Here is a 21,911-nt window from a genome sequence, read left to right on the forward strand (position 1 = left end):
CCGCCGGCTCTCGGCCCTTTTGGCCGCTCAGGGGCGGGGGTTCGGTGCAGGGCCCCGCGTGGTCACCGCCAGGTCTGCTGGCACAGGGCGGCGACGGCGGGACTGGTGACACCGCGCGCCGCCTGACACAGCCGCGCCATCTCCCCAGCGCGGGCTCCCGCTCCGGTGGCGGGACGCGCGGGGCGGTGCGGTGCGGGGGTGCGGGTGCTGGGCCGTCGCTTCGCCGTGAGCCCCGGGCGCGGAGCCCGCTCGGGGATGACCGTCCGGCGGGGCGCCGAGCCCGGATCCCGGCCCGCGCCGGTCTCGCGCACCGACGTCACGGGCCGGGCGGCAGAGCCCGGCGGGAGGTCCGGCTCCGCGGGCTCGGCCGGGGTGCCGGGGGTGGTCTCGGGCAACGGCGACAGGGGCAGCGCCGCTGCGGCACCGAGTCGGCCGGGCCGGGATTCGTCCGCGGGCTCGGGGTCCGCGAGCGCCGCAGCGGGGGAGTGGACGTGGGCGGCCGGGGTCGGAGCACGGTGGACGGTGACGCATCCGGAGGCCGCGAGCAGGGCGGCGAGGAGCAGAGGCAGAGACGAGCGACGCATACCGTCACCGTGCCGTACCCGCACTCGGGCGGACCCCCGACGGGCCGCCGCACCCCTCGGATGGGTGATCGCAGCCCGTCGTCCGCCGGTCCGGTCCGGGCGCCTTGTGGCCAGGGGGACTTGGAGACGGGGCGACTTCTCGGTCCGGTCCGCGGCGGTCTCGCGTGGCGCGGCTCTCGGCAGCTCGGCTGCGCTGAACGGGCCCGCCGCGCTCTGGTCCGGGTACCGGTACGCCGGGGCCGGGCCCGTGGGGCCCGGGGCCGGGACGGACGGACGGACACCATCCGCCTACACCCGAGGCGGACGAGGCACCCGAGGCACCCGAGGCGGACGACGCGTCGCCGATGTGACACGCGTCCGCACCAGGGCCTCGGGACCGGCGCGCCGAGCACAACCCGGAATCCACGGACGCCGCGTTCCGCGCCTTCCTTGTCCGGCGACCGGACGGTAACTTGTCGCCGCAGCCGCCCGGGAACGGGGCGGCCACGTCCGGCGGGAGCCGACATGAAGAGCCTCGTACGGGTGGTGCTGAGCGTGCTGCTCCTGGCTGGCGCCGCCTCACCGGCCACCACGGCCGCCGCCTCCGCCACCGCGGCCGCGTCGTCCCCGGCGCCGGCCGCCGCTCCGGTGGACGCGCCCTGGACACCCCCGCTCTCCACCCGGGGACGTTACGTCGTCGACGCCCAGGGCAACCGCTTCCGCCTGCGCTCCGGCAACTGGGACGGGGCACAGGGCTCCTGGAACGGCTCCGGCGACCAAGGCGACCCCGCCAACCACCACGCGGGCCAGGACTCCCACGGCATCCCCCTGGGCCTGGACCGGGCCTCCCTGCCCGCCCTGCTCGCCGACTTCCGGGCCCTGGGCCTCAACAGCATCCGGTTGCCCTTCTCCAACGAGATGCTCCACTCGACCACCCCCGTCCCCGACGCCGCGGTCGCCGCGAACCCGGACATGCGGGGCCGCACCCCGCTCCAGGTCTACGACGCCGTCGTACGCGCCCTGACCGACGCAGGGTTCGCCGTCATCCTGAACAACCACACCGGCACCACCCGCTGGTGCTGCGGCCTCGACGGCAACGAACGCTGGAACAGCAGCCGTTCCACCGCACAGTGGGCGGACGACTGGGTCTTCCTCGCCCGCCGCTACCGCGACAACCCGCGCGTGGTCGGCGCCGACCTCTACAACGAGGTCCGCCGCGACACCTGGGACGACCCCAACTGGGGCCTGGGCGACGCCCACGACTGGCAAGCCGCCGCCCAGGAGGCCGCCGACCGAATCCTCACCGAGGCCAACCCCGAGCTGCTCATCGTCATCGAGGGCATCAACTGGACCGGCATCCCCCTCGACGGCCTGCCCCACGGCCGGCCCGCCCTCACCCCCGTGCGCACCCTCTCCCACACCCTCGTCGTCTCGAACAAGCTGGTGTATTCGGCCCACTTCTACGGGTACACCGGCCCCCACCACAGCGGCGCGACGGGCCTCGGCGAGACCCATGACGCCCGCTACCAGGACATGACACCCGCCGAGCTCCGCCAGACGCTCTACGACCAGGCCTTCTTCGTCTCCGCCGAAACGGGGACGCACTTCACCGCCCCCGTCTGGATCAGCGAATTCGGCATCGGCGCCGACGAGAACGGGGCCGCGCCGCGCGCCTGGTTCCAGAACCTCACCGGTGATCTCGCGGCCTCGGACGCCGACTTCGCCTACTGGCCGCTCGTCGGCTGGAGCACCACCGCGCAGGGCGCCCCGGCCGGCGACACCTGGGCCCTCCTCCGCTACGACGCCACCGGCCGCCGCAGCGGCATCCTCGACCCCGCCGACTGGCGCACCGGCACCTGGACGACCCTCACCGCCGCCCCCGGCCGCACCGGGCCCGTCCCCGCCACCGTCGCCTGGTACCAGCTGAGTACCGACCACCGGGACCACAACGCCTCGCTGCGCACCCGAGCCACAGGGGACTGGGACTCCGGCGCCCGCAAAGCGGTCTGCCCCGACGGCGCCCGCCTGGCGGGTCTCAGCCACACCGGGGGCCGGGGCCTGTGCTCCACCTCCGACCTGCGGTCCGCGGCCGCCGGCCAGACGGTGGTCCGCGACGAGACGTACGTCCCGCCGGGCGGCGACTGGGCCGGCGGCTACACCAAACTCCAGTGTCCGCAAGGGCAGTTCCTCATCGGGTACAGCGTCCGCGGCGAGCGGGTCTCGGCGGCCCTGTGTGCCCCGGCGCGCACCGCGCTGCCCACGGGCGGCGGCCGTACGGTCTGGTTCGACCGGGGCGACAACCGCCCGGCGGACGCCGGGGGCGGCGATTTCGCCTCCGGCCACTACAAGGGCCAGTGCCTGCCGGCCGAGTACGCGGCCGGCATCGCCTTCACCACCCGCGTCGCCGCCCGTCCGACCCCGGCGGCGCTCCTGTGTCGGCCCCTGCCGGCCGGCTGAGACGACCGGCCCCGGAGTGGTGGGTGAGAAGGTGTCACGCAACATATTGCCTATCACGAAGATGAGTTATAGCCTCTCACCATCGCTTGATCCTCTGCCGCTCGGTACGTCCGTGCCGCGCGAAGCCGAAGGAGAATCCCATGACCGGCATCCGCCGCACCGGCATCCGCGCCGCCCTGTTCACCGTCCCGCTCGTCGTCGGCGTCCTCGGCGCCGCCGCGCTACCCGCCGGCGCCGCCGCGTTACCCGCCGGCGCCGCCGCGTCCCACCGCCCCGCCAAGTCCCTCACCTGCCGCGGCGCGGGCGTCGACCCGGACGCCGCCGTCCGGTACCGGGACGAGATCCTCATCGACGCACCGCTGAGCACGGTCTGGGAGTTACAGACCGACATCGGGCGCTGGCCGTCCTGGCAGGCCCCCGTGACCACCGCGGAACGCCTCGATCCCGGCCCGCTCCGCCGGGGTTCGGCCTTCCGGTGGACGACTCCGGTGCCCCCCAACCCGACTCCGGCCACCAGCCTGCAGATCACCTCGACGGTCGAACAGCTCGCGCACCACTCCTGCATCCGCTGGACGGGTCCGGCGATCGGCGACGGACTGCACATCGGCGGCGTCCACGTATGGAACTTCACCCGGACCCGGGGCGGCGTCAGGGTGAGCACGGAGGAGACCCATACCGGCCCTCAGGTCGACGCCGACGTCCCCACCGCGACCGCTCTCCTGCGCCGGGGACTCGAAGCATGGCTGAACGACCTGAAGGCCACCGCCGAGGCCCGGGCACACCACCGGCCGGAGTGACGCGGGCACACGAGAACGGTGCGCGGCCCCACCGCCTCCGCCTCCTCGAATTCGCATGCGTGCCGCTGGTTCGCGTTCGTATGCTCGTGCGAGTCCAAGGAGAGGGAGGTGGGGACAGTGAAGCTTGCCGAGGCACTGGCGGAACGCGCGGAGGCGACGCGCCGTGTGGAACAGCTGCGGGCGCGCGTCGTCGACAGTGCGCGGTACCAGGAAGGGGACGCACCGGCCGAGGACGCGGCTCAGCTGCTGGCCGAGGCCGGTGAGGTGCTGGACGCCCTGGAGACGTTGATCCGGCGGATCAACCGGACCAACGCCACCGTGGAGACGGGTGCGGACGGCACGCTCACCGATGCCCTCGCACGCCGGGACGTCCTGCGGTTGCGCCACTCCGTGGTCACCGCGGCGGCGGACGCGGCCGCCGGCAAGGGCGAGCGGGGATACGGCCGGCAGCTCCGGTCCGAGCTGCTGATGCTTTCCGCGCTTCCGGTAGCGGAACTGCGCGGTCAGGCCGATGCGCTCGCCCGGGAGATCCGCGAGGTCGACGTGCGGATCCAGCGGACGAACTGGGAGGTCGATCTGCTGGACTGAGCACTCCAGCGGGACGATGTGGAGCAGGTAGCAGTCTCGGAGGCGTGCACACACCGAGCGCCGGCGGTCTTCCGGCCCCCTCCTGGCGCGTGAAGGGCAACGCGGGGTTCGATTCCCCATCGACAGCGCAGCCCAGCACCGCGTACAGGTGAAGGTGCACCTCGCACAGCACATCACCACGTGCAGATCCGACGCTGCGAGGGCGGGTTCGGGGCTTTCCACATCGCAGCACCAGCTACAACGGCGATTCCCGGAGGACGCTCGGTCGGGTTACGCACGCCGATCCTGACCGGGGCCGGCGGGCGCGCACGCGGCGAGCGCCCGCTCGGCCGGCCCGGTCAGCGGTTTGACGGCCAGCACCTGAGGCATCGCCTCGGTGCCGCGCAGCAACTTCGCCTCGTCCGCGCTGATCCCGTACTCCATCGTCCGCAGGCCGGGTTCGGCGCAGGCGTACGCGATGGGGAGGTGGTAGCCGACCACCGCGTACATGGGAAGGCCCGCGCCCACCTCGTAGTCGAAGCCGGCGTGGAAGCCGTACAGCCGCTCCTCGTGCCGCAGCCACATCGACATGGCGAACAGCCGGCCGTCCAGCGCCGCGGTGAACACGGTCGCGTCCGTGTGGGCCGCGATGGCCGTGAACCACTCCGTCAACTGCTCCTGCGAACACAGCTGTTCGTACTTCTGCTCCAGGCTGTGGGCCAGGGCCGCGATCCGCTCCACGTTGGACCCGTCGAGCGGTGAGTGCGCCGTGACCACCCCGGCCTGCGCGAACCGCCGCAGCTCCTTGCGCAGCCGGACCTTGCGCCGCGAGGGCAGGGTCTCCACGTAGGCGGCCTGCCCGGGATGGTCGCAGTCGAAGACGTGCCGGGCGGGAGCCGGGAACTCCGTGAAGCCGGCCGCACGCAGATCGCGGCGCAGCCCCCGGTCGCCCGCGTCCACGTACGGGAGGAAGACGGCCGGGCAGTCCCAGGACCGCGCGGTGCCGATCGCGGCGCTGATCAGGGAGCGGCGCGTTGACGGCAGTTCCGGCTCCGGCAGGCCGGGGGAGGTCAGCACCCTGGAGTTGAACCATCCGCCGCACATCAGGGACGGCAGCAGCACGTCGGCCAGTTCCCGCGCGCTCGTTCCCGCCCCGGGGACCAGCATCTTGTCGAGCCGGACCGTGTCGTCGTCGACGGACCGGTCGAAGCGCTGCACCGTCATCCCCGCGAGCAGCCGCTCGTCGTCCACGGCGGCCCCCGGGGCAGCGCCGGACGCGGGCGCCGCAACGGCCAGGCACCGGGCCGCCGTCGGCACCCAGGGACCGACGGCCGCCTCCTCCACGGCCAGCCACCCCGGGGTGCAGAACAGGTCAGCGGATCCGCACAGGGCGGCCCAGGAGGAGAGCTTGCCGGCCTCGACGAGCGAGAGCGTGCGGACCTCGGGCTCGCGCGCGTCAGGCATCCGAACCGCCTTCTCCGTCGGCGACGGGCTCGGGTTCCATGTCCAGGGCGGCCGCGAACCACTGACCGACCTCGGCCAGCCGTTCCCGAACCACCGCCTCGGCGGGGGCTCGTACCAGTGCCTTCGCCACCAGCAGGTGGGAGCCCTCGCGCATGTCCCCGATCCGGTCGCCCTCCTTGGCCCACAGCTGGGCCTGGACCACCCCCGGACGGTTCTCGATGGACCTCTGCGAAGGCAGGACCCGGATCCGGCCCGGTGGCGCGGCCAGATTGACCCAGCCGAAGGAGTCCTTCTCCGGCTCCGGTTCCGGACCGGCACCCGGGGTTCCGCCGCCGCCCGCCGCCGGTGAGGGCAGACCGAGGGCCGCCGCGGCCCATTCCCGGTAGAGGTCCACTCCGTACTTCCCCCGCACCGCCTCCAGGATCATGCCGCCGCCGATGCGCCCGGCGCACTCCCCGAAGACCAGGGCGCCGTCGTCGTGGAAGGCCTCCAGGTGGAACACCCCGTCGGTGTGCCCGATCGCGCGGAGCGCACGCTCGGTCAGGGCGGCCAGCGCATCCGGCAGAGCCTGGTCGGAGCCGGCGTCCAAAGTGGCGGAGGCGACGAGTCGGCCCCGGTGCACCTCGACCACGTTGTGCAGGTACCGGCTCACCGACACGATGACCGTCCGACCGTCGCGGACGGCTCCGTCGACGTGCAGTTCCTCGCCGCGGACGAACGATTCGACCAGCCAGGGCCCGGGGGCGTCCCCCACGTCCCGGGCGAAGGCGGCGAGCGACGCCGCGTCGCGGACGACCCGGGTGTGGACCGAGCCCGCGCCGGCCGGCGGCTTCACGACGAGCGGCAGTGCGACCGATCCGGTCTCCACGGCCCCGGCCAGTTCGTCCAGGCCGCAGAAGCGCGCGCTGTCCGCCACCGGCAGCCCGGCGTCCCGTACCCGCTGCTTCTGCAGGCCCTTGTCGCGCAGGGCGAGCGCGACGGCGGGCGTGAGGAAGGCTTGCGCGCAGCCGAGCTCCGCGAGAACGGCGGCTGTCACGATGGCGAACTCGTCCTCGGTGCACACGGTCAGGAAGGCGGACGGCGCAAGACGCAGATCGGCCAGCGCGCCGAGCACCTCCTCCACCGACGTGTGGTCACGGGCGACGGCGACCACACCCGTGAATCCCTCTTCGGATGGCTTGAAGCGGTCAACGAAAGAAACCACGCACGTCACATCGGCCCCGAGATCCCGAAGCGCTTCAACAGCCTCGCGCTGCCATCCGAGATAGAGAACGTCCAGAGCACGGCGGTCCGGCGGTAGCGGTTCGTGTGCGGTCACAGTGGTCTTCTCCTTGTCCGTTCCGGGCGTGTGAAGACGGCCGACACCAGGTCGTCCACAAGTCGACGATAAAAAGATCGCCACCGGGTCGGATTCTCATTCCGTCCATGCGTGATTTCCGGCCACGTCCGACTCGTTCGCGGTTATCGGTGATCTCCGGGAGACTTCCACAGGGCGTCCGCGCGTGGCAACATGTCACGCTGTCCGGGATCTCTTCATTTCACCTTCGCCCTCAGGAGATGAGCAGCAGGTGATCGCGACACCATGACCCCACGACCCAGCGAGTTACAGGAAGCAGGCATTCCATCGGTCACGTACCGCAAGGTGCTGACGAGCCGTAACGTTCCCCAATTGCTATTGGCCGCCTGCCTGTCCCGGCTCGCGCACGGCATGCTGCTCTTCGTGGTCGTGCTGTACGCGATCGCCGAGTTCGGGTCGGCCGAGGTCGCCGGTCTCAGCGGCGCATTCCTGACGCTTCCCGGGTTCCTCGTGAGCCCCCTGGCCGGCGCCGTGCTCGACCGTTTCGGGGCCTTGCGGGCCGTGGCCATGGACACCACGGCCAGCGCCGCACTCGTCGGCGGGATCGCCGTCTTCTCCTTCCTCGACCAGCTCACCCCGGCCGTCCTCTACGTCATGCTGGGTCTCTTCTCGCTCACCAGTCCGCTCACCGACGGCGGCATCCGCACCCTGTTCCCGCAGTTCGTCCCGGACGCCGCCTACGACCGGGCCAACGCGCTGGACCTCAGCACGTATTCGGTGATCGAAGTCGGCGGCCCGCTCGTGGCGGGTGCCCTCTTCGCGCTGTCCGGTGCCAACCCGGCGCTGCTCACGGTCGCCGCCATGTACGGCCTCGCCGCGCTGAGCCTCTCGCTGCTGCGCGGGGGCACCGCCAAGACGGGCGCCGACCGGGGCGCGGCGCAGGATCCGCAGAAGCCCGGGCAGCACCTGCTGCGATCCGCTTGGGAGGGCATCACCTACCTGGTGCGCAACCCGACGCTGCGCGGCCTCGCGGCTTCGTACGCCGTCTTCCAGGTGGCGTACGGGATGCTCGTCATCATCGTTCCGGTCGCGGTCGCCGGCCAGGTGGCCGACGAGGCGTCCTCCAGCCGCTACGTCGGCTTGATCTGGGCCGTACTGGGCCTGGCGGGCGGTACGGGGGCGCTGCTGGCGGGCAAGTACGTGCGCGCCGGGCTGGAGCGGCGCTTCATGGTCGGCGCCCTCATCCTGTCCGCCCTCGCCGTCTACCCCGTCAGCGCCCTCGGCTCGCTCGTGGCGCTGGGCGCGGGGCTCGCCCTGTTCGGGGTGATGGAGGGCACGGTCAACGTCGGTCTGATGTCGTTGCGGCTGAGGCGCACCGAACCGGAGCGGCTGGGCCGGGTGATGACGGTGTCGATCAGCGTGAACCTCATCGGCTTCCCCGTCGGCACCTCCCTCGGGGGCGTCGTGGTCGACAGCGGCTCCCCGGCCCGGGCCCTGGCCATCGCCGCGGCGCTGGCGCTGGCGGCCGCGGTCTGCGCCCGGCTGCTCGTCCCGAAGGAGGGGTGATGGCTCCCGCACCGGCCCCCGCCCTTCCGCTCGCCACCACCTGGCGCGGCAGCGGCCCGCTGGTCGTGTGCCATCCGGGAGGGCCCGGCATGGACCCCCGGTACCTCGAACCGCTGGACGGTCTCGCGGACGGCCGCACGGTGGCGATCGTCCACCCGAGGGGAGCCGGGTCCAGTCCGCGCCCCGCGGCCGGGGACTACGCGCTGGAGTCCTACGCCGCCGACCTCGCGGCCTGGATCCGCCGCGAGGCGGGCGGCGGGCCGGTGGACCTGCTCGGACACTCCCACGGCGGCGCGGTGGCCTCGCTGACGGCCGCCCGGTACCCGGAACTCGTGCGGAAACTCGTACTGCTGGGCACCCCGGCGTACGGCGGGGACCGGGCGGAGGCGCAAGCGGAGGCATTCCACCAGGCCCGGCGCGAGGAAGCCGCCGTCGCGCGGGCCCTCGCCGCGCTGGAGGCGCAGGGCGATGCCTATCCGGCGGACGACGCGGGCCTCGGCCGGCTCATCGCCGAGGTGATCCCGCTGTGGGTCGGGCCGATGACGGACCGCGTCGCCGCCTGGCAGGCGAGACTGGCGGGGTGGTCCGCGAACGTGGACGCGCTGCGCTACTTCAACGAACTCGTCTTTCCGGTCCTGCACCGGGAGATGGAGCACCTCTCCGCCGTCAGATGCCCGACCCTGGCCCTCGCCGGGGACCTGGACGGATGGGCGGGTCCCGAGCACGTCGCCCTGCTGACCGGATCGGTCGCGCTCGGCACCGGCGAAGTCATCGCGGGCGCCGGCCACATGTGCCACGCGGACGCGACGGAACACGTGCTGAGATCCGTCCGCCGATTCCTCTAGGCATCCGGAAAGTCGGATACAATAATACCGGTGTGTGGGGATTACTCCCGCCACGGTGGTAGGTGCACAGTCGTCGGACGCCGACGATGTGACGAATTTTCATTTTCCATTCACGGTGCGTGCGCTTCGGCGCGCCATTCTGCCGACTTCGCTGTCGCGAGACGAACGGGAAAGGAACCACGTGAGCGTGCAACAGGACTGGGAAGAGACAGATTCGAGTGAATTCATCGAGCTCGGTGATTATTTCGTCCCCGAGCGCGGCGTCCAGATGGACGTCGTGGCCTCGATGATCCCCCCGATCGACGAACCGGCCGAGATCCTCGACCTGTGCTGCGGCCAGGGGCGGTTGAGCGACACGCTGTTGCGGGCGTTCCCCCTGGCCACCGTCGTCGGCATGGACCTCAGCTCCACGATGCTGGACGTGGCCGGCAAGGAACTCGCCGGACACGGCGCCCGCTTCCGCACCGAGCAGTTCGATCTGCCGGACCGGTCGTGGCGACGGCGCACCGTCGCGCCGGCCGCCGTCGTCTCCTCGCTGGCCGTCCACCACCTCGACGGTCCCGGCAAACAGGAGCTCTTCCGCGACGTGCACGCCCTGCTGCGGCCCGGCGGGGCCCTGGTCATCGCCGACCTCGTCCAGCCCGCCGGCGAGCGGGGCCTCGCACTGGCCCGCCGCATGTGGAACGAGTCCGTACGCGCTCAGGCCCTCGCCGGAACGGGCGGCACCGGGCCCTACGAGAAGTTCCACGCCCTCGAATGGAGCTGCTTCGAATACCCGGACGAACTCGACAAGCCGTCCCCGCTCTCCGAACAGCTCCAGTGGCTGAGCGCGGCGGGCTTCCGGGAAGTCGACGTGTACTGGATGAAGGCCGGCCACGCCGTCTACGGCGGCGTCAAGGCGGGGGAGTGAGGGACATGGACACCACCCGGACCATCGGCACGACGGACACCGCCGTGCCGAGCACCGCCTCGCGGCGCGACTACCCCCTGCTCGTCTTCGGCAACTTCGTCAACGAGCTCATGGTGACCGTCCCCGTACACCGGCACGCCGACGCCCTCGTCGCCGTGTCCCCGCGCAAGATCTGGCTCACCCGCCCCGGCGACGTACTCGTCACCCCGCGCGCGATGTCGAAGCCCCTGTGCGACTACGCCTGCGAACTGCTCGGCTTCGCCCCCTCGGACGTGACCCTGATCGACGCGCCCACCGAGGGCCTCGCCACCCTCACCGCCGCCGTCCGTGCGAACGCACTGGTGGGCCGGCTGCGCGAGGAGGTCCGGAGCCGGCCCGGCATCCGCTTCCAGGCGTTCGCCCAGGACCGCCCGGCCCTCGACCTCGCGGCCGAACTGGGCGTCCCCGTCGAGGGTTACGAGGAGTCCGGTGTCCCGGACGCCGCTGTCGAGGCCGTGTACGCCGTCAACACCAAGAGCGGCTTCCGGCGGATCGCCACCGAGCTCGGGATCCGCGTCGCCGAAGGCCACACCTGCGCCGGGCCCGAGGACCTCGCGGCCGCCCTGCGCAAGGTGCTCGACACCAAGGGCGCCGCCGTCGTCAAGCCGTTGCGCGGCTCCAACGGCTACGGGGTCCGCTTCTGGGAAGCCGGCGACCTCCCCCGTCTCGACGGCGACCTCGCCGGCTACCTCGACTCGGTCGCCGAGCAGCCGCCCGGCTGGGTCGTCGAGGAGCGCCTCGACTTCGCCCGGGTGGTCACCGTGGAGATGGAGGTGTACGCAGCCGGTCCGCAGGTCCTGCACGTCGGTGAGATGCGCACGCCGAACGGCAGTTTCAGCGGCCAGGTGACCCCGCTCGTGGCGAGTTCCGGCGCGACCGACGAACTGGTCAGGGGCGGCCTCGCGCTCGGCCGCCGCCTCCACGAGGCAGGCTACCGCGGCCCGTTCGACATCGACGGCGGCATCACCGCCGACGACACCCTCTACGCCACCGAGAGCAACGTCCGCAAGACCGGATGCACCTACCTGGACCTCCTCGTGCGCCGGCTGCTCGGCGAGGAGCGCGCGGCCGCCTCCGTGTGGATCGCCGACTCGCGGCCCGGCGGCGTCGAAGCCGACTTCGCATCCGGGCTGGCCCGGGTTCGGGCCGCCGGACTGGACTTCACCCCGGGAGCCGACGAGGGCGTCGTCCTCACCGCCGACACGCTGGCCTTCGACGGAAAGTGGCGCTACCTCGTCCTGGGCCGAACGCGGGAGCGGACCGAGGAGCTGGAGACCCGGCTCGCCGACACCCTCAAGCTGGCGTGATCCCGTGCTGACCGGTGGAATCGACATCCGCGCCAGCCGCACCCACAACGTGGGACTGTTCGCCACCCGGCCGATCCCGGCCGGTACGGCGGTGTGGTGCCCCTGCACCACGTGCTCCCGCTGGACCAAGGAACAGGTCGCGGTCCTGCCCCCGGACCGCTACGAACGGCTCGACACCTACGGCCACCTGCTCGCCGACGGGAGCCTGCTGCTGCCCTGCCTCGGCGCGTACCTGATGAACCACTCCTGCGAGGCCAACGTCCTGGATCTCGGACTGGACTTCGGCGTGGCCGTACGTGACATCGCGCCGGGGGAGGAAGTGACCTGCGACTACGCCACCTTCACGGAGGACACCGGCTGGAGCATGGAGTGCCGGTGCGCGTCCCCCGGCTGCCGGGGGACCGTCACCACCGGCCAGGGCGCCGACCCGCGCATCCGCGAGCGGTGGCGCACCCGGGTGGAGGCGGCCCTCGCCCGGCTGCCGCGGGTGCCACAGCCGCTGGACGACGTGCTGACGGAGCTGAGCGAGCCGTACCGCCGGGCCAGGGGCGGCGCACACACCCTGGAGGAGGCGTCGAACGGATCCACCGTCTGCGCACCGGACTTCGCCCTCGCCGGACCCGGCGGGGGCAAGACCTGACCGCGCCGGGCCCGCACCCCCACGGCGGGGGGGGGGGGGGGGGGGCCCCCCCCCCCCCGCCCGGGCCCCCCCCCCCCCGGGGGGGGGGGGCCGCCCCCCCCCCCCCCGCCCCGACAGCACAGCGCGTCCTGCCTGCCCGCACCGCGCGGGACCGATGGAGAGGACCCCCCATGCTCGACGGACTGCCGCAGCCCTACGCCTATGCCTACAGCCCCGCCGTGGAGCCCGACCACCGCCGATTACCCGGCTGGCGGCATGTCACCGCGCAGGAATGGGGCTCCGCGCAGTGGCAACGGGCCCACTGCGTCAAGAACCTCCGCCAGCTCCGCGAGGTGACCGGACCGGCGCTCGGCGACCGCTTCCTGGCCGACCTGGAACGCGACCAGCGCGAGCGGGCCACGATGTCCATGCTCGTCACCCCGTACATGATCAACACCATTGCCCCGGAGGTCGCGGCCACCGGCGCCGACAGCCTCACCGACGCCTACTACGCCGATCCGGTACGCCGCTACATGCTCCCGGTGTTCTCCGACCGCCGGACCGACTACCCCTCCCACCCCAAGGCGGAGCGGGACTCCCTGCACGAGCGCGACATGTGGGCCTCGGAGGGGCTGACGCACCGCTACCCCACCAAGGTCCTCGCCGAACTGGTCGCCACCTGCCCGCAGTACTGCGGGCACTGCACCCGCATGGACCTCGTCGGCAACTCCACCGTCCAGATCACCAAGGCGAGCTTCGCCCTCAAGCCCGGCGCCCGGCTCCAAGCCATGATCGACTACCTGCGCAAGACGCCCGCCGTCCGTGACGTGGTCGTCTCCGGCGGCGACGTCGCGAACGTCCCCTGGCCCCGCGTCGAATCCTTCGTCGAGGCCCTGCTCGACATCGAGTCGGTCCGGGACGTCCGGCTCGCCAGCAAGGCCCTCATCGGCCTGCCCCAGCACTGGACGGCCGAACCCGTGCTCGCCGGCATCGCGCGGCTGACCGCCACCGCTCGCGCCCGCGGGGTGCAGATCGCACTGCACACCCATGCCAACGCCGCCCAGCAGATCACCTGCGGCGTCTCGGAGGCCGCCCGGCTGCTGCTCGACGCGGGACTGCGCGACATCCGCAACCAGGCCGTGCTCCTGCGCACCGTCAACGACACGCCGGCGGCCCTGCTGGACCTGTGCTTCGCGCTGCTCGACCGGGCCGGGATCATGCCCTACTACTTCTACATGTGCGACATGATCCCGTTCAGTGAGCACTGGCGGACCTCGGTCGCCGAGGCCCAGGACCTCCAGCACGCGATCATGGGCTACCTGCCGGGCTTCGCCACCCCGCGGATCGTGTGCGACGTCCCGTTCGTCGGAAAACGATGGGTGCACCAGCTCTCGGACTACGACGTGGTGCGCGGGATCTCGTACTGGGCGAAGAACTACCGCACCGCCGCGGACAGCGGGAACGAGGACGACCTCGACCGGCTCCACGAGTACTACGACCCGCTCTACACCCTGCCCGAAGAGGGCCGCGCCTGGTGGCGGGCGCAGAGCGCCGGGACGCCGGACGGCGCGGCCTCCTCCCCGGCCGCCCGCTGATCGGCCCGCTGCGCCGGACCGCCCTCACCCCCGCCCCCGGACGGGGCGCCCCGTGCGGGCGCGCACGCCGGACCCGCCCCCGCCGAGCACGTCTAGGAGGACACTCGATGCCCGATGCCCTGCCCCATGCCGGCCGTCCTCTCTCGGCCGACCCCGAGCGCACCGTGCACTGGATCGGTACCGGCCTGTCCGTGGGCCGCAGCGGACTCGGCCTGCTGTGCGAGCGGGCCGGCCGGGTCCTCGTATGGGGCCGTACGCGGGCCAAGGCCGCGGCGCTGCTCGACCGGCTCGGGCTGACAGGCCGCGCCGAACCGCACGGTCTGGACGGCGGGGACCTGCCGGACCTGCTGGCGCCGGGCCACACCCTGGTGTCGATGCTGCCGGCCGCCGAGCACGCGGCACTGCTGCGGCTCGCGATCTCGCGCGGCGCGCACTTCGCCTGCACCAGCTACGCCACCGACGAACTGCGCGCTCTGGCGGCCGAAGCGGGCCGCTCCGGGCTCGTCGTACTGGCCGAAACGGGACTCGACCCCGGCATCGACCACCTCCTCGCACACGAACTGGTGTCCGCTGCCCGAAAAGCCGTCGGGGACAGCGCCGGGCCCGTCGACCTGACCTCCTACTGCGGCGGGCTGCCTGCCGTGCCGAACGCGTTCCGCTACCGGTTCAGCTGGGCCCCGTACGGTGTCCTGTCCGCCCTCGCCCAGCCCGCCCGGTACATCGAGGAGGGCGTGGTGCGCACCAGCGGACGCCCCTGGGAGGCCACGCGCACGCTGCGGATCGGCGACGAGGACTTCGAGGCGTACCCGAACCGCGACAGCGTCCCCTTCACCGCGCAGTACGCGATTGCGGACGGCTGGCGCCTGCGCACCTTCATCCGCGGCACGCTCCGCAGCAGCGGCTGGCAGGAGGCCTGGCAGCCGGTCTTCCGCACGGTGGAGACCGGGGACCCCGACCGGATCCGCGCCCTGGCCCGGGACCTCGCCCAGCGCTACCCGGCCACGGGGGAGGACCGCGACCGCGTCGTCCTCGCCGTCTCCCTGACCCTCGCCGCCGAGCGGGGCGGGCCGGGCTGGAGGGGCGAATGCCTGCTCGATGTCACGGGCACCGCCGAGGAGAGCGCGATGGCGCTCTGCGTCTCGCTGCCGCTCGCCCACGGCGTGACCCGGGTGCTCGACGGCGCGCTGCCGGCCGGCCTGCGGTGCGCGGCGGAGGGCCCGGAAGCGGCCCTCTGGCTGGACTTCCTGCGCGGGCACGGCATCGCGGCGCCCTTGCGGGAGCAGTCCGTGTGACGCCCGCCGACTGCTGCCGCCGTGCGGCGTGCAGAACCGTTGATCCACGCCCGTGACCGACCTGCTCCACCTGCTGACACCCACTCACGTTGTGAAGGAAGAGGTCCGATATGGGGAACGAGAGCCGCGGCCATCCGCCCGTGCACTACCGCTGCGTCGGTGTCGGCGTGGGGCCCGCGAACCTCAGCCTCGCGTCACTGCTCCACGACCACGCCGACGTGCCGAACCTCTTCCTCGACCGGAAAGAGGAGTTCGCCTGGCACGACGGCCAGCAGATGCCCGGAAGTACCCTCCAGGTCTCCCTGTTCAAGGACCTCGTGAGCCTCGCCGATCCGACGAATCGATTCTCTTTCCTGTCGTACCTTCACGAGCAAGGCCGCGTCCACCACTTCCTGAACGCCCAGTTCTCCGCCGTCCCACGTCAGGAGTTCCGCAACTACCTGGCCTGGGCCGCCGAACGCAACCCGCACGTCGTCTTCGGCGAGGAGGTCCACGAGGTCACCTTCGACCGGGTCTTCCGGGTCCGCACGAGCCGGCGCACGATCACCGCCGACAACGTCGTGGTCGGAGTCGGCAGCAGCCCCTACGTCCCGCCGCAGGCCCGCGAACTGCTCGGTCCCTCGCAGTTCCACGTCAGCGAGTTCATCACGAAGGCCGTGCGCCTGGCCGGCAAGCGCGTCACGGTCGTCGGCGGCGGACAGTCCGGCGCGGAGGCGTTCCTCGACCTCATAACCCGCCCCGCGGCGGACCGGCCGCGGCGGATCTCATGGCTCTCCCGACGCCGGACCTACCTGCCGATCGACGATTCGCCGTTCACCAACGACTTCTACACACCGTCCTTCTCGGACCACTTCTACCGTCTGCCCGCCGACGCCCGGCAGGCGGTCAACCGGGACACCCTGCTCAGCAGCGACGGGATCTCCGAAGACACGCTCCGCGCCATCTACCAGCAGCTGTACGTCCACCGGTTCGTCGAGGGGCTGCCCGACCTGGTCGGGCTCTACCCGAACCGTGAGGTCACCACCGTCACCCGGGGCGTCCGGGGCAACTGGGAGATCACCGCCCGGCACAACGACGAGCCGCACGCCGCCGAACAGCACGAGGCCGACCTCATCGTCTGGGCCACCGGCTTCCGGCCCGCGCCCGCCCCGTTCCTCGCCCCCATCGCGGGGCGTCTGGAGCGCGAGGGCGACGAGTTCCGCGTGGACGAGGACTTCGCCGTCCGCTGGGACGGTCCGCCGCAGCACGCCGTCTTCTTGCAGAACGCGGTCCGCGCCCAGCGCGGGCTCGCCGACGTGAACCTGAGCCTGAACGCATGGCGCAGCCGCCGGATAGCGGACCGCCTGCGTGGGGTGCGCAGCGACGATCAGCTGGCCTCCTTCATCGACTGGTCCTCGAAGCCCGACTCCAAGCAGACCTGGAACGACCGGTGAACGCCCGCGCGGGCGCCGCAGCCGCCGGCCTCGCCGCGCCCCGGGCCGCGGAGGCCGCCGGGGCCGCCGACGAGGCGCACCCGTACGTCGACGTGGCAGTCGTCGGTGCCGGGGTCGTCGGCTGCGTGACCGCCCGGGAGGTACTGCACCGCAGCCCCGGCACCAGTGTCATGGTCCTCGACCGCGACACCATCGCCTCTGGCGCCACCCGGCGCTCGGCCGGGCTGCACTTCCCCCGGGGCGCCACCGAGCAGGTCCGGCGGATGGCCGCGTACAGCCAGGACTGGTACGAGAAGCTGCGCGCGGCCCGGCCCGAAGTACCCGTTCACCCGCTCGGGATGACGGTGATCGCCGACGCCGGCGCGGACGCGCAGGCCGCTCTGCACACCGCCTACCTGCCCGCCGCCCGGCTGCGCCCCGTGCCGGGCCCGGTCGCCGCACGCCGGGTCACGGTGCCCGACGGCAAGGCGGCCTGGACGGCCGACGGCTGCCAGTACGCAGAGGTGGCCGCCTTCACCGCCCAGCTGGCCCGCGCGATGCGCCCGTACGCCGCTTTCCGGGAGGGCGTACGGGTGACCGCCGTCCGTCCCGGCCCGGACCACGTCACGCTCCGCCTCGGCACCGGCGACGAGGTCACCGCCGGCCGGGTGGTCCTGGCCCCCGGGCCCTGGCTCGACGACCCGGCGTGGGCCGGAGCCCTCGCACCGCTCGGGCTGCGGGTGAAGAAGATCGTGGCCCTGCACGTGGACATCCCGACGTACGCGGGGGACGGCGCGGTGGTGTTCCACGACGAGGACGCCTTCCTCCTGCCCCTGCACGACCGCGGGCACTGGCTGTTCAGCTACACCTGCCGGGAGTGGGACGTATCCCCGGACGGACTGGGCGGCGGGATATCGGCGCAGAACCTGCACGAGGCACGGGAGCTCCTGGCCGGGTACGCGCCGGAGTTCGCCGCACGCTGCGTCTCGGGGCGGGTCTTCTGCGACGCCTACAACCCCGGCGGCACCGGCCCGGTCGTCACGGCACTCGACGCCGCGGGGCGCCTGGTCTTCGCCGGTGCGGCCGGTGGCTCCGGCTACCGGCTCGCCCCCGCACTCGCGGCGGACGCCGCCGACCTCCTGCACCTGGGGTACTCCGCAGAAGACGAGACGAGGAACAGCGAATGATCATCAGCAGGTATGACCCGGATGCGCTCAGCGCGGCGTTCGGCATCGACATGAGCGCGATAGACGGCCTCGGAGTCGGTGCGGGCTGGGGCCGGGTGGCCCCCGGCGTCCGCTCCACCGGCCACCACCACGACGAGACCGAGTGCTTCGTCATCGTCGCGGGACGGGGTGAGTTCGACGTCGACGGAACCCGCCACCCCGTGGCGCCCGGCACCGTCATCCTCTTCGAACCCTTCGAGTCGCACGTCCTGGAGAACACCGGGGACAGCGACCTGGTCTTCGTCACCCAGTACTGGCGCGACCCCGGCCGGGCCCTCGCATCGGCGGCCGACCGCCGGCGGGACTCCTTCGGTGACCGCCCGGTCTTCGTCTTCTCCACCCCGCCCACCCCCAACGGGGACCTGCACCTGGGCCACCTCTCCGGCCCCTACCTCGGCGCCGACGCCTACGTCCGCTTCCAGCGCATGACCGGCGCCGAGGCCTACCACCTCACCGGCAGCGACGACTACCAGAGCTACGTGGCCGCCGCCGGCCTCGCCGACGGGCGCACCCCTGCCGAGACCGCCGCGCACTACAGCGCCGAGATCGCCGCGACCCTGCGGCTGATGGACATCCCGCTCGACCAGTACACGGTGACCAGCACCGATCCCGAGTACGCGCAGAAGCTGCGGGAATTCTTCGCCCGGGTCACCGCCTCGGGTGCCGTCCGCGTGAGCGAAGCCGAAGCCCTCGTCGACGCGGAGGACGGCCGCTACCTGTACGAGGCCGACGTCAGCGGCGGCTGCCCGCACTGCACGGCCTCGACCGGCGGCAACATCTGCGAGGAGTGCGGAGAGCCGAACCTGGTGCACGACCTCACCGCCCCGGTGTCGGCGCGGTCCGGCGCGGCGCCCCGCCGGGAGCGGGTCAGCCGCTACTCCCTGCCCGTGCACGCGTTCCGCGACACCGTCCGCGAACACCACCGGCTCGGCCGGGTGCCGGCCCGTCTCGCCGACCTCGCCCGACGGGTCTTCGACCGCCCACGATTCGACCTGCCCGTCACCCACCCCGCCACCTGGGGTGTCACGCCGGCCGGAGGGGAGGTGCCCGGCCAGGTCATCTGGGTGTGGCCGGAGATGAGCTACGGCTTCCTGCACGGCATCCAGTCGCTCGGCGCCCGGCTCGGCCGCGACTGGCGGGCCGCGGAACCCCGGCGGGAGTGGAAGATCGTCCACTTCTTCGGCTACGACAACAGCTTCTACCACTCACTGCTCTACCCCATCCTCTACAAGCTGGCCCACCCGGACTGGGAACCCGACATCGACTACCACGTCAACGAGTTCTACCTGCTGGAGGGCAGCAAGTTCTCCACCAGCCGCCGCCATGCCGTCTGGGGCAAGGACGTCCTGAGCCCCGACACGGTCGACTCGGTCCGCTACTTCCTCGCCTCCACCCGCCCCGAAGGCCTGCGCACCGACTTCCGGCGCGCCGCCTACGAGGCCACCCTCGACGAGACCCTCATCGGCACCTGGCAGCAGTGGCTGAACGACCTCGGCGCCCGCGTCGCCAAGCACCACGGCGGCCGCGCCCCCGACGCCGGTAACTGGACACCCGAACACTCCGCGTTCCTCGCCCGGCTCGGCACCCGCCTCGCCGCCGTCACCGGGGCGCTCGGCCCCCAGGGCTTCTCCCTGCGGGACGCGGCGGCCGGGCTCACCGGGCTGGTCGAGGACACCGTCCGCTTCTCCGCCGCGCAGCGACTGCAGGCCGACGACCCGGCGTGGGCGGACGAGAACCGCACCGCCGTCGCCCTCGAACTGGCCGCCGCCCGCCTCCTCGCGCACACCGCCGCCCCCGTCATGCCCCGGTTCGCCGCTCGCCTCGCCGGGTGCCTGGACCTCCCGGATCCGTCGGTCTGGCCCGACACCGTCGAACTGCTGCGCCCCGACAGCCGGATCACCCTGGCAACGGCGGTCTTCTTCCGCCCACCCCCGCCGGCGGGGCTCCCGGCCTGACCGCGCCCGCCCCGAGCCGACAGAAAAACACTTGGTCCTGGTGGCGCGCGATCTGGTAGCTTCCGGTTGCCCGTGACACCACCCGAGGAGGTGAGACCCATGAACGCTGTACCCATGTGGGTGCTCCCCCTTGCCGTCACGGCCGGGCGACCGACGTAAGCGTCGCCGGGAGCGCCTGGACACCAAGGCACTCCCGAAAGGCAACACCATGCACTCTCTTCGGTTCACAGCCGAGTCGTCGTCCCACGGCATGCGCGAACGCGACTTCACCGTGGGCGGCGTTCCCGGCGTCCTCTGGTCGCCGGCTTCCGACGCGGCCGGTCGCGCACCCCTGGTCCTGATGGCCCACGGCGGCGGCAACCACAAGAAGCATCCGGCGATGGCCGGCCGGGCCCGTCTCCTCGTGAGCGGCTGCGGCTTCCACGTCGCCGTCATCGACGCGCCCGGCCACGGCGACCGGCCGCGCACGGCGCACGACGAAGCGGAAATCGCCGAGCTGTTCCGGGCGCGGGCGGCGGGCGAGCCGGAAGGCCCGATCGTCGTGCGCTACAACGCGCACCTGGCGGACCTCGCCGTGCCCGAGTACCGGGCGGCGCTGGACGCCCTCCAGGAACTCCCGGGGATCGGCACCGAAGGGCCGGTCGGCTTCTGGGGCATCAACATGGGCACCGCGATCGGGATACCGTTCGTGGCGGTCGAACCCAGGATCACCGCTGCGGTGTTCGGCCAGCACTGGCCCGACGTACTGGCCGAGAAGGCGAAGCAGATCACCGTCCCGATCGAGTTCGACCTGCAGTGGGACGACGAGCACATCCCGCGCGACGAGGGTCTGGCCCTGTTCGACGCCTTCGCCTCGAAGGAGAAGTCGCTGCACGTGAACGCGGGCAAGCACAAGGAGCTGCCCCGGTACGAGGCCGACAGCGCGGTTCGGTTCTTCGCCCGGCATTTCGGTGGGGCGATCACCTCGCCGGCCTGACGGGCGCGGCCGCTCGGCGGCGGGCGGCGCGTCAGCGCGTCCACGGCTTCCACACCGCCTCGTGGCGCTCCACCCACGTGCGGGCGGCCTGCTCCGGAGACAGCTTGTCCTCGGCGATCATCAGCGCCACCTCGTTCTGGTCCGCGACGCTCCAGTGGAACTTCCTCAGGAACGAGGCCGCCTTCCCGCCGTTCTCCGCGAAGCGCGTGTTCAGGTACTTCTGCAACGGCGTCCGCGGGTAGGCGCAGTCCACCTTCTCGGGATCGGCGTCGCAGCCCTCCCGGTGCTCGGGCAGCTTCACCTCCGTCATGGGAACCCGCTCGAACAGCCACTGCGGCTCGTACCAGTAGGTCAGGAACGGCTTGTGTTCCTTGGCGAACTGCCTGATCTGGGTGATCTGCGCGGCCTCCGACCCGGCGAAGACGACCTCGAAGTCGAGGCCGAGGTTTTTCACCAGCGCCTTGTCGTTCGTGACGTACGAGGGCGAGCCGTCCATCAGCTGGCCCTTGCCGCGGCTCTCGGCGGTCCGCAACTGGTCGGCGTACTTGCCCAGGTTCTTCCAGTCGGTGACGTCCGGATGCTCCTGGGCGAAGTACGTCGGGACGAACCAGCCGATATGGCCGGTCACCCCGAGGTCGCCGCCCGGCGTGATGGTCTTCTTGCCCTCGACGTACCGCTTCTCCTGCTCCGGGTGCCCCCAGTCCTCCAGGATCGCGTCGACCCTGCCCTGGCTGAGCGCGTCCCACGCGGGCACCTCGTCCACCTGGACGGTGTCGACGCGGTAGCCCAGCTCGTGTTCGAGCAGATAGGCGGCGACGGCGGTGTTCGCCTGCGCACCGACCCACGACTGGACGGAGAGGGTCACGGTCTTCGCGCCCCGCGCGGCGGCGTAGGGGGAGGACTGGCGGGTCATGTCGGCCGCCCCGCAGGCGGTGAGCGCGACGAGGGACGACGCGGCCGCGAGCGCAGCGACCGCGCGCCGGCCGCGGACCGGTCCTCGGCGCTGGTGGGGGAAGATCCGCAT

At 72.4% G+C, this 21,911-nt stretch carries 18 protein-coding genes; 14 read left to right on the forward strand and 4 right to left on the reverse strand.

Annotated features, from left to right (window positions below; all coding sequences use genetic code 11):
• Positions 1-62: 62 nt before the first annotated feature.
• Positions 63-584, reverse strand: a complete 522-nt coding sequence (locus tag ACIA6C_RS13885) for a hypothetical protein (protein ID WP_399275454.1) — start codon at positions 582-584, stop codon at positions 63-65.
• Between the two features lie 504 nt (positions 585-1,088).
• Here ACIA6C_RS13885 and ACIA6C_RS13890 point away from each other — a divergent pair.
• From ACIA6C_RS13890 to ACIA6C_RS13900, 3 genes are all read left to right on the forward strand, one after another.
• Complete coding sequence (locus tag ACIA6C_RS13890) at positions 1,089-3,020, forward strand: glycoside hydrolase family 5 protein (protein ID WP_399275456.1); 1,932 nt, start codon at positions 1,089-1,091, stop codon at positions 3,018-3,020.
• A 140-nt stretch (positions 3,021-3,160) separates the two neighbouring features.
• Positions 3,161-3,817: an SRPBCC family protein gene (locus tag ACIA6C_RS13895; RefSeq protein WP_399275458.1), complete on the forward strand. Its 657-nt coding sequence runs from the start codon at positions 3,161-3,163 to the stop codon at positions 3,815-3,817.
• A 117-nt stretch (positions 3,818-3,934) separates the two neighbouring features.
• Positions 3,935-4,405: a DIP1984 family protein gene (locus ACIA6C_RS13900; protein ID WP_361139065.1), complete on the forward strand. Its 471-nt coding sequence runs from the start codon at positions 3,935-3,937 to the stop codon at positions 4,403-4,405.
• Positions 4,406-4,675: 270 nt separating this feature from the next.
• Here ACIA6C_RS13900 and ACIA6C_RS13905 read toward each other — a convergent pair whose 3' ends face one another.
• Positions 4,676-5,848 carry a GNAT family N-acetyltransferase gene (locus tag ACIA6C_RS13905; protein WP_399275460.1) on the reverse strand — a complete coding sequence of 391 codons (1,173 nt, stop codon included), beginning with the start codon at positions 5,846-5,848 and terminating at the stop codon, positions 4,676-4,678.
• Complete coding sequence (locus ACIA6C_RS13910; protein WP_399275462.1) at positions 5,841-7,052, reverse strand: acetyl-CoA carboxylase biotin carboxylase subunit family protein; 1,212 nt, start codon at positions 7,050-7,052, stop codon at positions 5,841-5,843. Before ACIA6C_RS13910 ends, ACIA6C_RS13905 begins: the two co-directional genes overlap by 8 nt.
• 378 nt (positions 7,053-7,430) lie before the next feature.
• Between ACIA6C_RS13910 and ACIA6C_RS13915 the strand changes: the two genes are divergently transcribed.
• The 11 genes from ACIA6C_RS13915 to ACIA6C_RS13965 all read left to right on the forward strand — a co-directional run bounded on the left by ACIA6C_RS13915 (position 7,431) and on the right by ACIA6C_RS13965 (position 20,887).
• Positions 7,431-8,711 carry an MFS transporter gene (locus tag ACIA6C_RS13915; protein WP_399275464.1) on the forward strand — a complete coding sequence of 427 codons (1,281 nt, stop codon included), beginning with the start codon at positions 7,431-7,433 and terminating at the stop codon, positions 8,709-8,711.
• Entirely contained in the window at positions 8,711-9,556 is an 846-nt protein-coding gene (locus ACIA6C_RS13920; protein ID WP_399275466.1) for an alpha/beta fold hydrolase, read from the forward strand. The genes ACIA6C_RS13915 and ACIA6C_RS13920 overlap by 1 nt, the downstream gene beginning before the upstream one ends.
• A 181-nt stretch (positions 9,557-9,737) precedes the next feature.
• Complete coding sequence (locus ACIA6C_RS13925) at positions 9,738-10,466, forward strand: class I SAM-dependent methyltransferase (RefSeq protein ID WP_399275468.1); 729 nt, start codon at positions 9,738-9,740, stop codon at positions 10,464-10,466.
• A 5-nt stretch (positions 10,467-10,471) separates the two neighbouring features.
• Positions 10,472-11,812 carry a peptide ligase PGM1-related protein gene (locus ACIA6C_RS13930; RefSeq protein WP_399275470.1) on the forward strand — a complete coding sequence of 447 codons (1,341 nt, stop codon included), beginning with the start codon at positions 10,472-10,474 and terminating at the stop codon, positions 11,810-11,812.
• 4 nt (positions 11,813-11,816) lie between these two features.
• Positions 11,817-12,452, forward strand: a complete 636-nt coding sequence (locus tag ACIA6C_RS13935) for an SET domain-containing protein (protein ID WP_399275472.1) — start codon at positions 11,817-11,819, stop codon at positions 12,450-12,452.
• A gap of 170 nt (positions 12,453-12,622) precedes the next feature.
• Complete coding sequence (locus ACIA6C_RS13940) at positions 12,623-14,026, forward strand: KamA family radical SAM protein (protein ID WP_399275474.1); 1,404 nt, start codon at positions 12,623-12,625, stop codon at positions 14,024-14,026.
• A 107-nt stretch (positions 14,027-14,133) separates the two neighbouring features.
• Positions 14,134-15,318, forward strand: a complete 1,185-nt coding sequence (locus ACIA6C_RS13945) for a saccharopine dehydrogenase family protein (RefSeq protein WP_399275476.1) — start codon at positions 14,134-14,136, stop codon at positions 15,316-15,318.
• A gap of 110 nt (positions 15,319-15,428) precedes the next feature.
• Positions 15,429-16,751, forward strand: coding sequence for a lysine N(6)-hydroxylase/L-ornithine N(5)-oxygenase family protein (locus ACIA6C_RS13950; RefSeq protein WP_399275478.1), 1,323 nt, complete (start codon positions 15,429-15,431; stop codon positions 16,749-16,751).
• Positions 16,748-17,917 carry an NAD(P)/FAD-dependent oxidoreductase gene (locus ACIA6C_RS13955; RefSeq protein WP_399275480.1) on the forward strand — a complete coding sequence of 390 codons (1,170 nt, stop codon included), beginning with the start codon at positions 16,748-16,750 and terminating at the stop codon, positions 17,915-17,917. Before ACIA6C_RS13950 ends, ACIA6C_RS13955 begins: the two co-directional genes overlap by 4 nt.
• Positions 17,914-19,911, forward strand: coding sequence for a class I tRNA ligase family protein (locus ACIA6C_RS13960; RefSeq protein WP_399275482.1), 1,998 nt, complete (start codon positions 17,914-17,916; stop codon positions 19,909-19,911). The genes ACIA6C_RS13955 and ACIA6C_RS13960 overlap by 4 nt, the downstream gene beginning before the upstream one ends.
• Before the next feature lie 208 nt (positions 19,912-20,119).
• Positions 20,120-20,887, forward strand: coding sequence for an alpha/beta hydrolase (locus ACIA6C_RS13965; RefSeq protein WP_399275484.1), 768 nt, complete (start codon positions 20,120-20,122; stop codon positions 20,885-20,887).
• Positions 20,888-20,918: 31 nt separating this feature from the next.
• Here ACIA6C_RS13965 and ACIA6C_RS13970 read toward each other — a convergent pair whose 3' ends face one another.
• The gene (locus ACIA6C_RS13970) at positions 20,919-21,911 is read right to left on the reverse strand and encodes an ABC transporter substrate-binding protein (protein WP_399275486.1); all 993 of its coding nucleotides are present in this window, start codon (positions 21,909-21,911) and stop codon (positions 20,919-20,921) included.

Source organism: Streptomyces sp. NPDC051578, assembly GCF_044454045.1.
Classification (GTDB): domain Bacteria; phylum Actinomycetota; class Actinomycetes; order Streptomycetales; family Streptomycetaceae; genus Streptomyces.

Excerpts from the sequence above, each read along its gene's own strand:
- ACIA6C_RS13890 (WP_399275456.1), top strand. The coding sequence starts at position 1,089 with ATGAAGAGCCTCGTACGGGTGGTGCTGAGCGTGCTGCTCCTGGCTGGC.
- ACIA6C_RS13915 (WP_399275464.1), top strand. The coding sequence starts at position 7,431 with ATGACCCCACGACCCAGCGAGTTACAGGAAGCAGGCATTCCATCGGTC.
- ACIA6C_RS13885 (WP_399275454.1), bottom strand. The coding sequence starts at position 584 with ATGCGTCGCTCGTCTCTGCCTCTGCTCCTCGCCGCCCTGCTCGCGGCC.
- ACIA6C_RS13950 (WP_399275478.1), top strand. The coding sequence starts at position 15,429 with ATGGGGAACGAGAGCCGCGGCCATCCGCCCGTGCACTACCGCTGCGTC.
- ACIA6C_RS13920 (WP_399275466.1), top strand. The coding sequence starts at position 8,711 with ATGGCTCCCGCACCGGCCCCCGCCCTTCCGCTCGCCACCACCTGGCGC.
- ACIA6C_RS13965 (WP_399275484.1), top strand. The coding sequence starts at position 20,120 with ATGCACTCTCTTCGGTTCACAGCCGAGTCGTCGTCCCACGGCATGCGC.
- ACIA6C_RS13945 (WP_399275476.1), top strand. The coding sequence starts at position 14,134 with ATGCCCGATGCCCTGCCCCATGCCGGCCGTCCTCTCTCGGCCGACCCC.
- ACIA6C_RS13930 (WP_399275470.1), top strand. The coding sequence starts at position 10,472 with ATGGACACCACCCGGACCATCGGCACGACGGACACCGCCGTGCCGAGC.
- ACIA6C_RS13940 (WP_399275474.1), top strand. The coding sequence starts at position 12,623 with ATGCTCGACGGACTGCCGCAGCCCTACGCCTATGCCTACAGCCCCGCC.
- ACIA6C_RS13905 (WP_399275460.1), bottom strand. The coding sequence starts at position 5,848 with ATGCCTGACGCGCGCGAGCCCGAGGTCCGCACGCTCTCGCTCGTCGAG.
- ACIA6C_RS13960 (WP_399275482.1), top strand. The coding sequence starts at position 17,914 with ATGATCATCAGCAGGTATGACCCGGATGCGCTCAGCGCGGCGTTCGGC.
- ACIA6C_RS13895 (WP_399275458.1), top strand. The coding sequence starts at position 3,161 with ATGACCGGCATCCGCCGCACCGGCATCCGCGCCGCCCTGTTCACCGTC.
- ACIA6C_RS13970 (WP_399275486.1), bottom strand. The coding sequence starts at position 21,911 with ATGCGGATCTTCCCCCACCAGCGCCGAGGACCGGTCCGCGGCCGGCGC.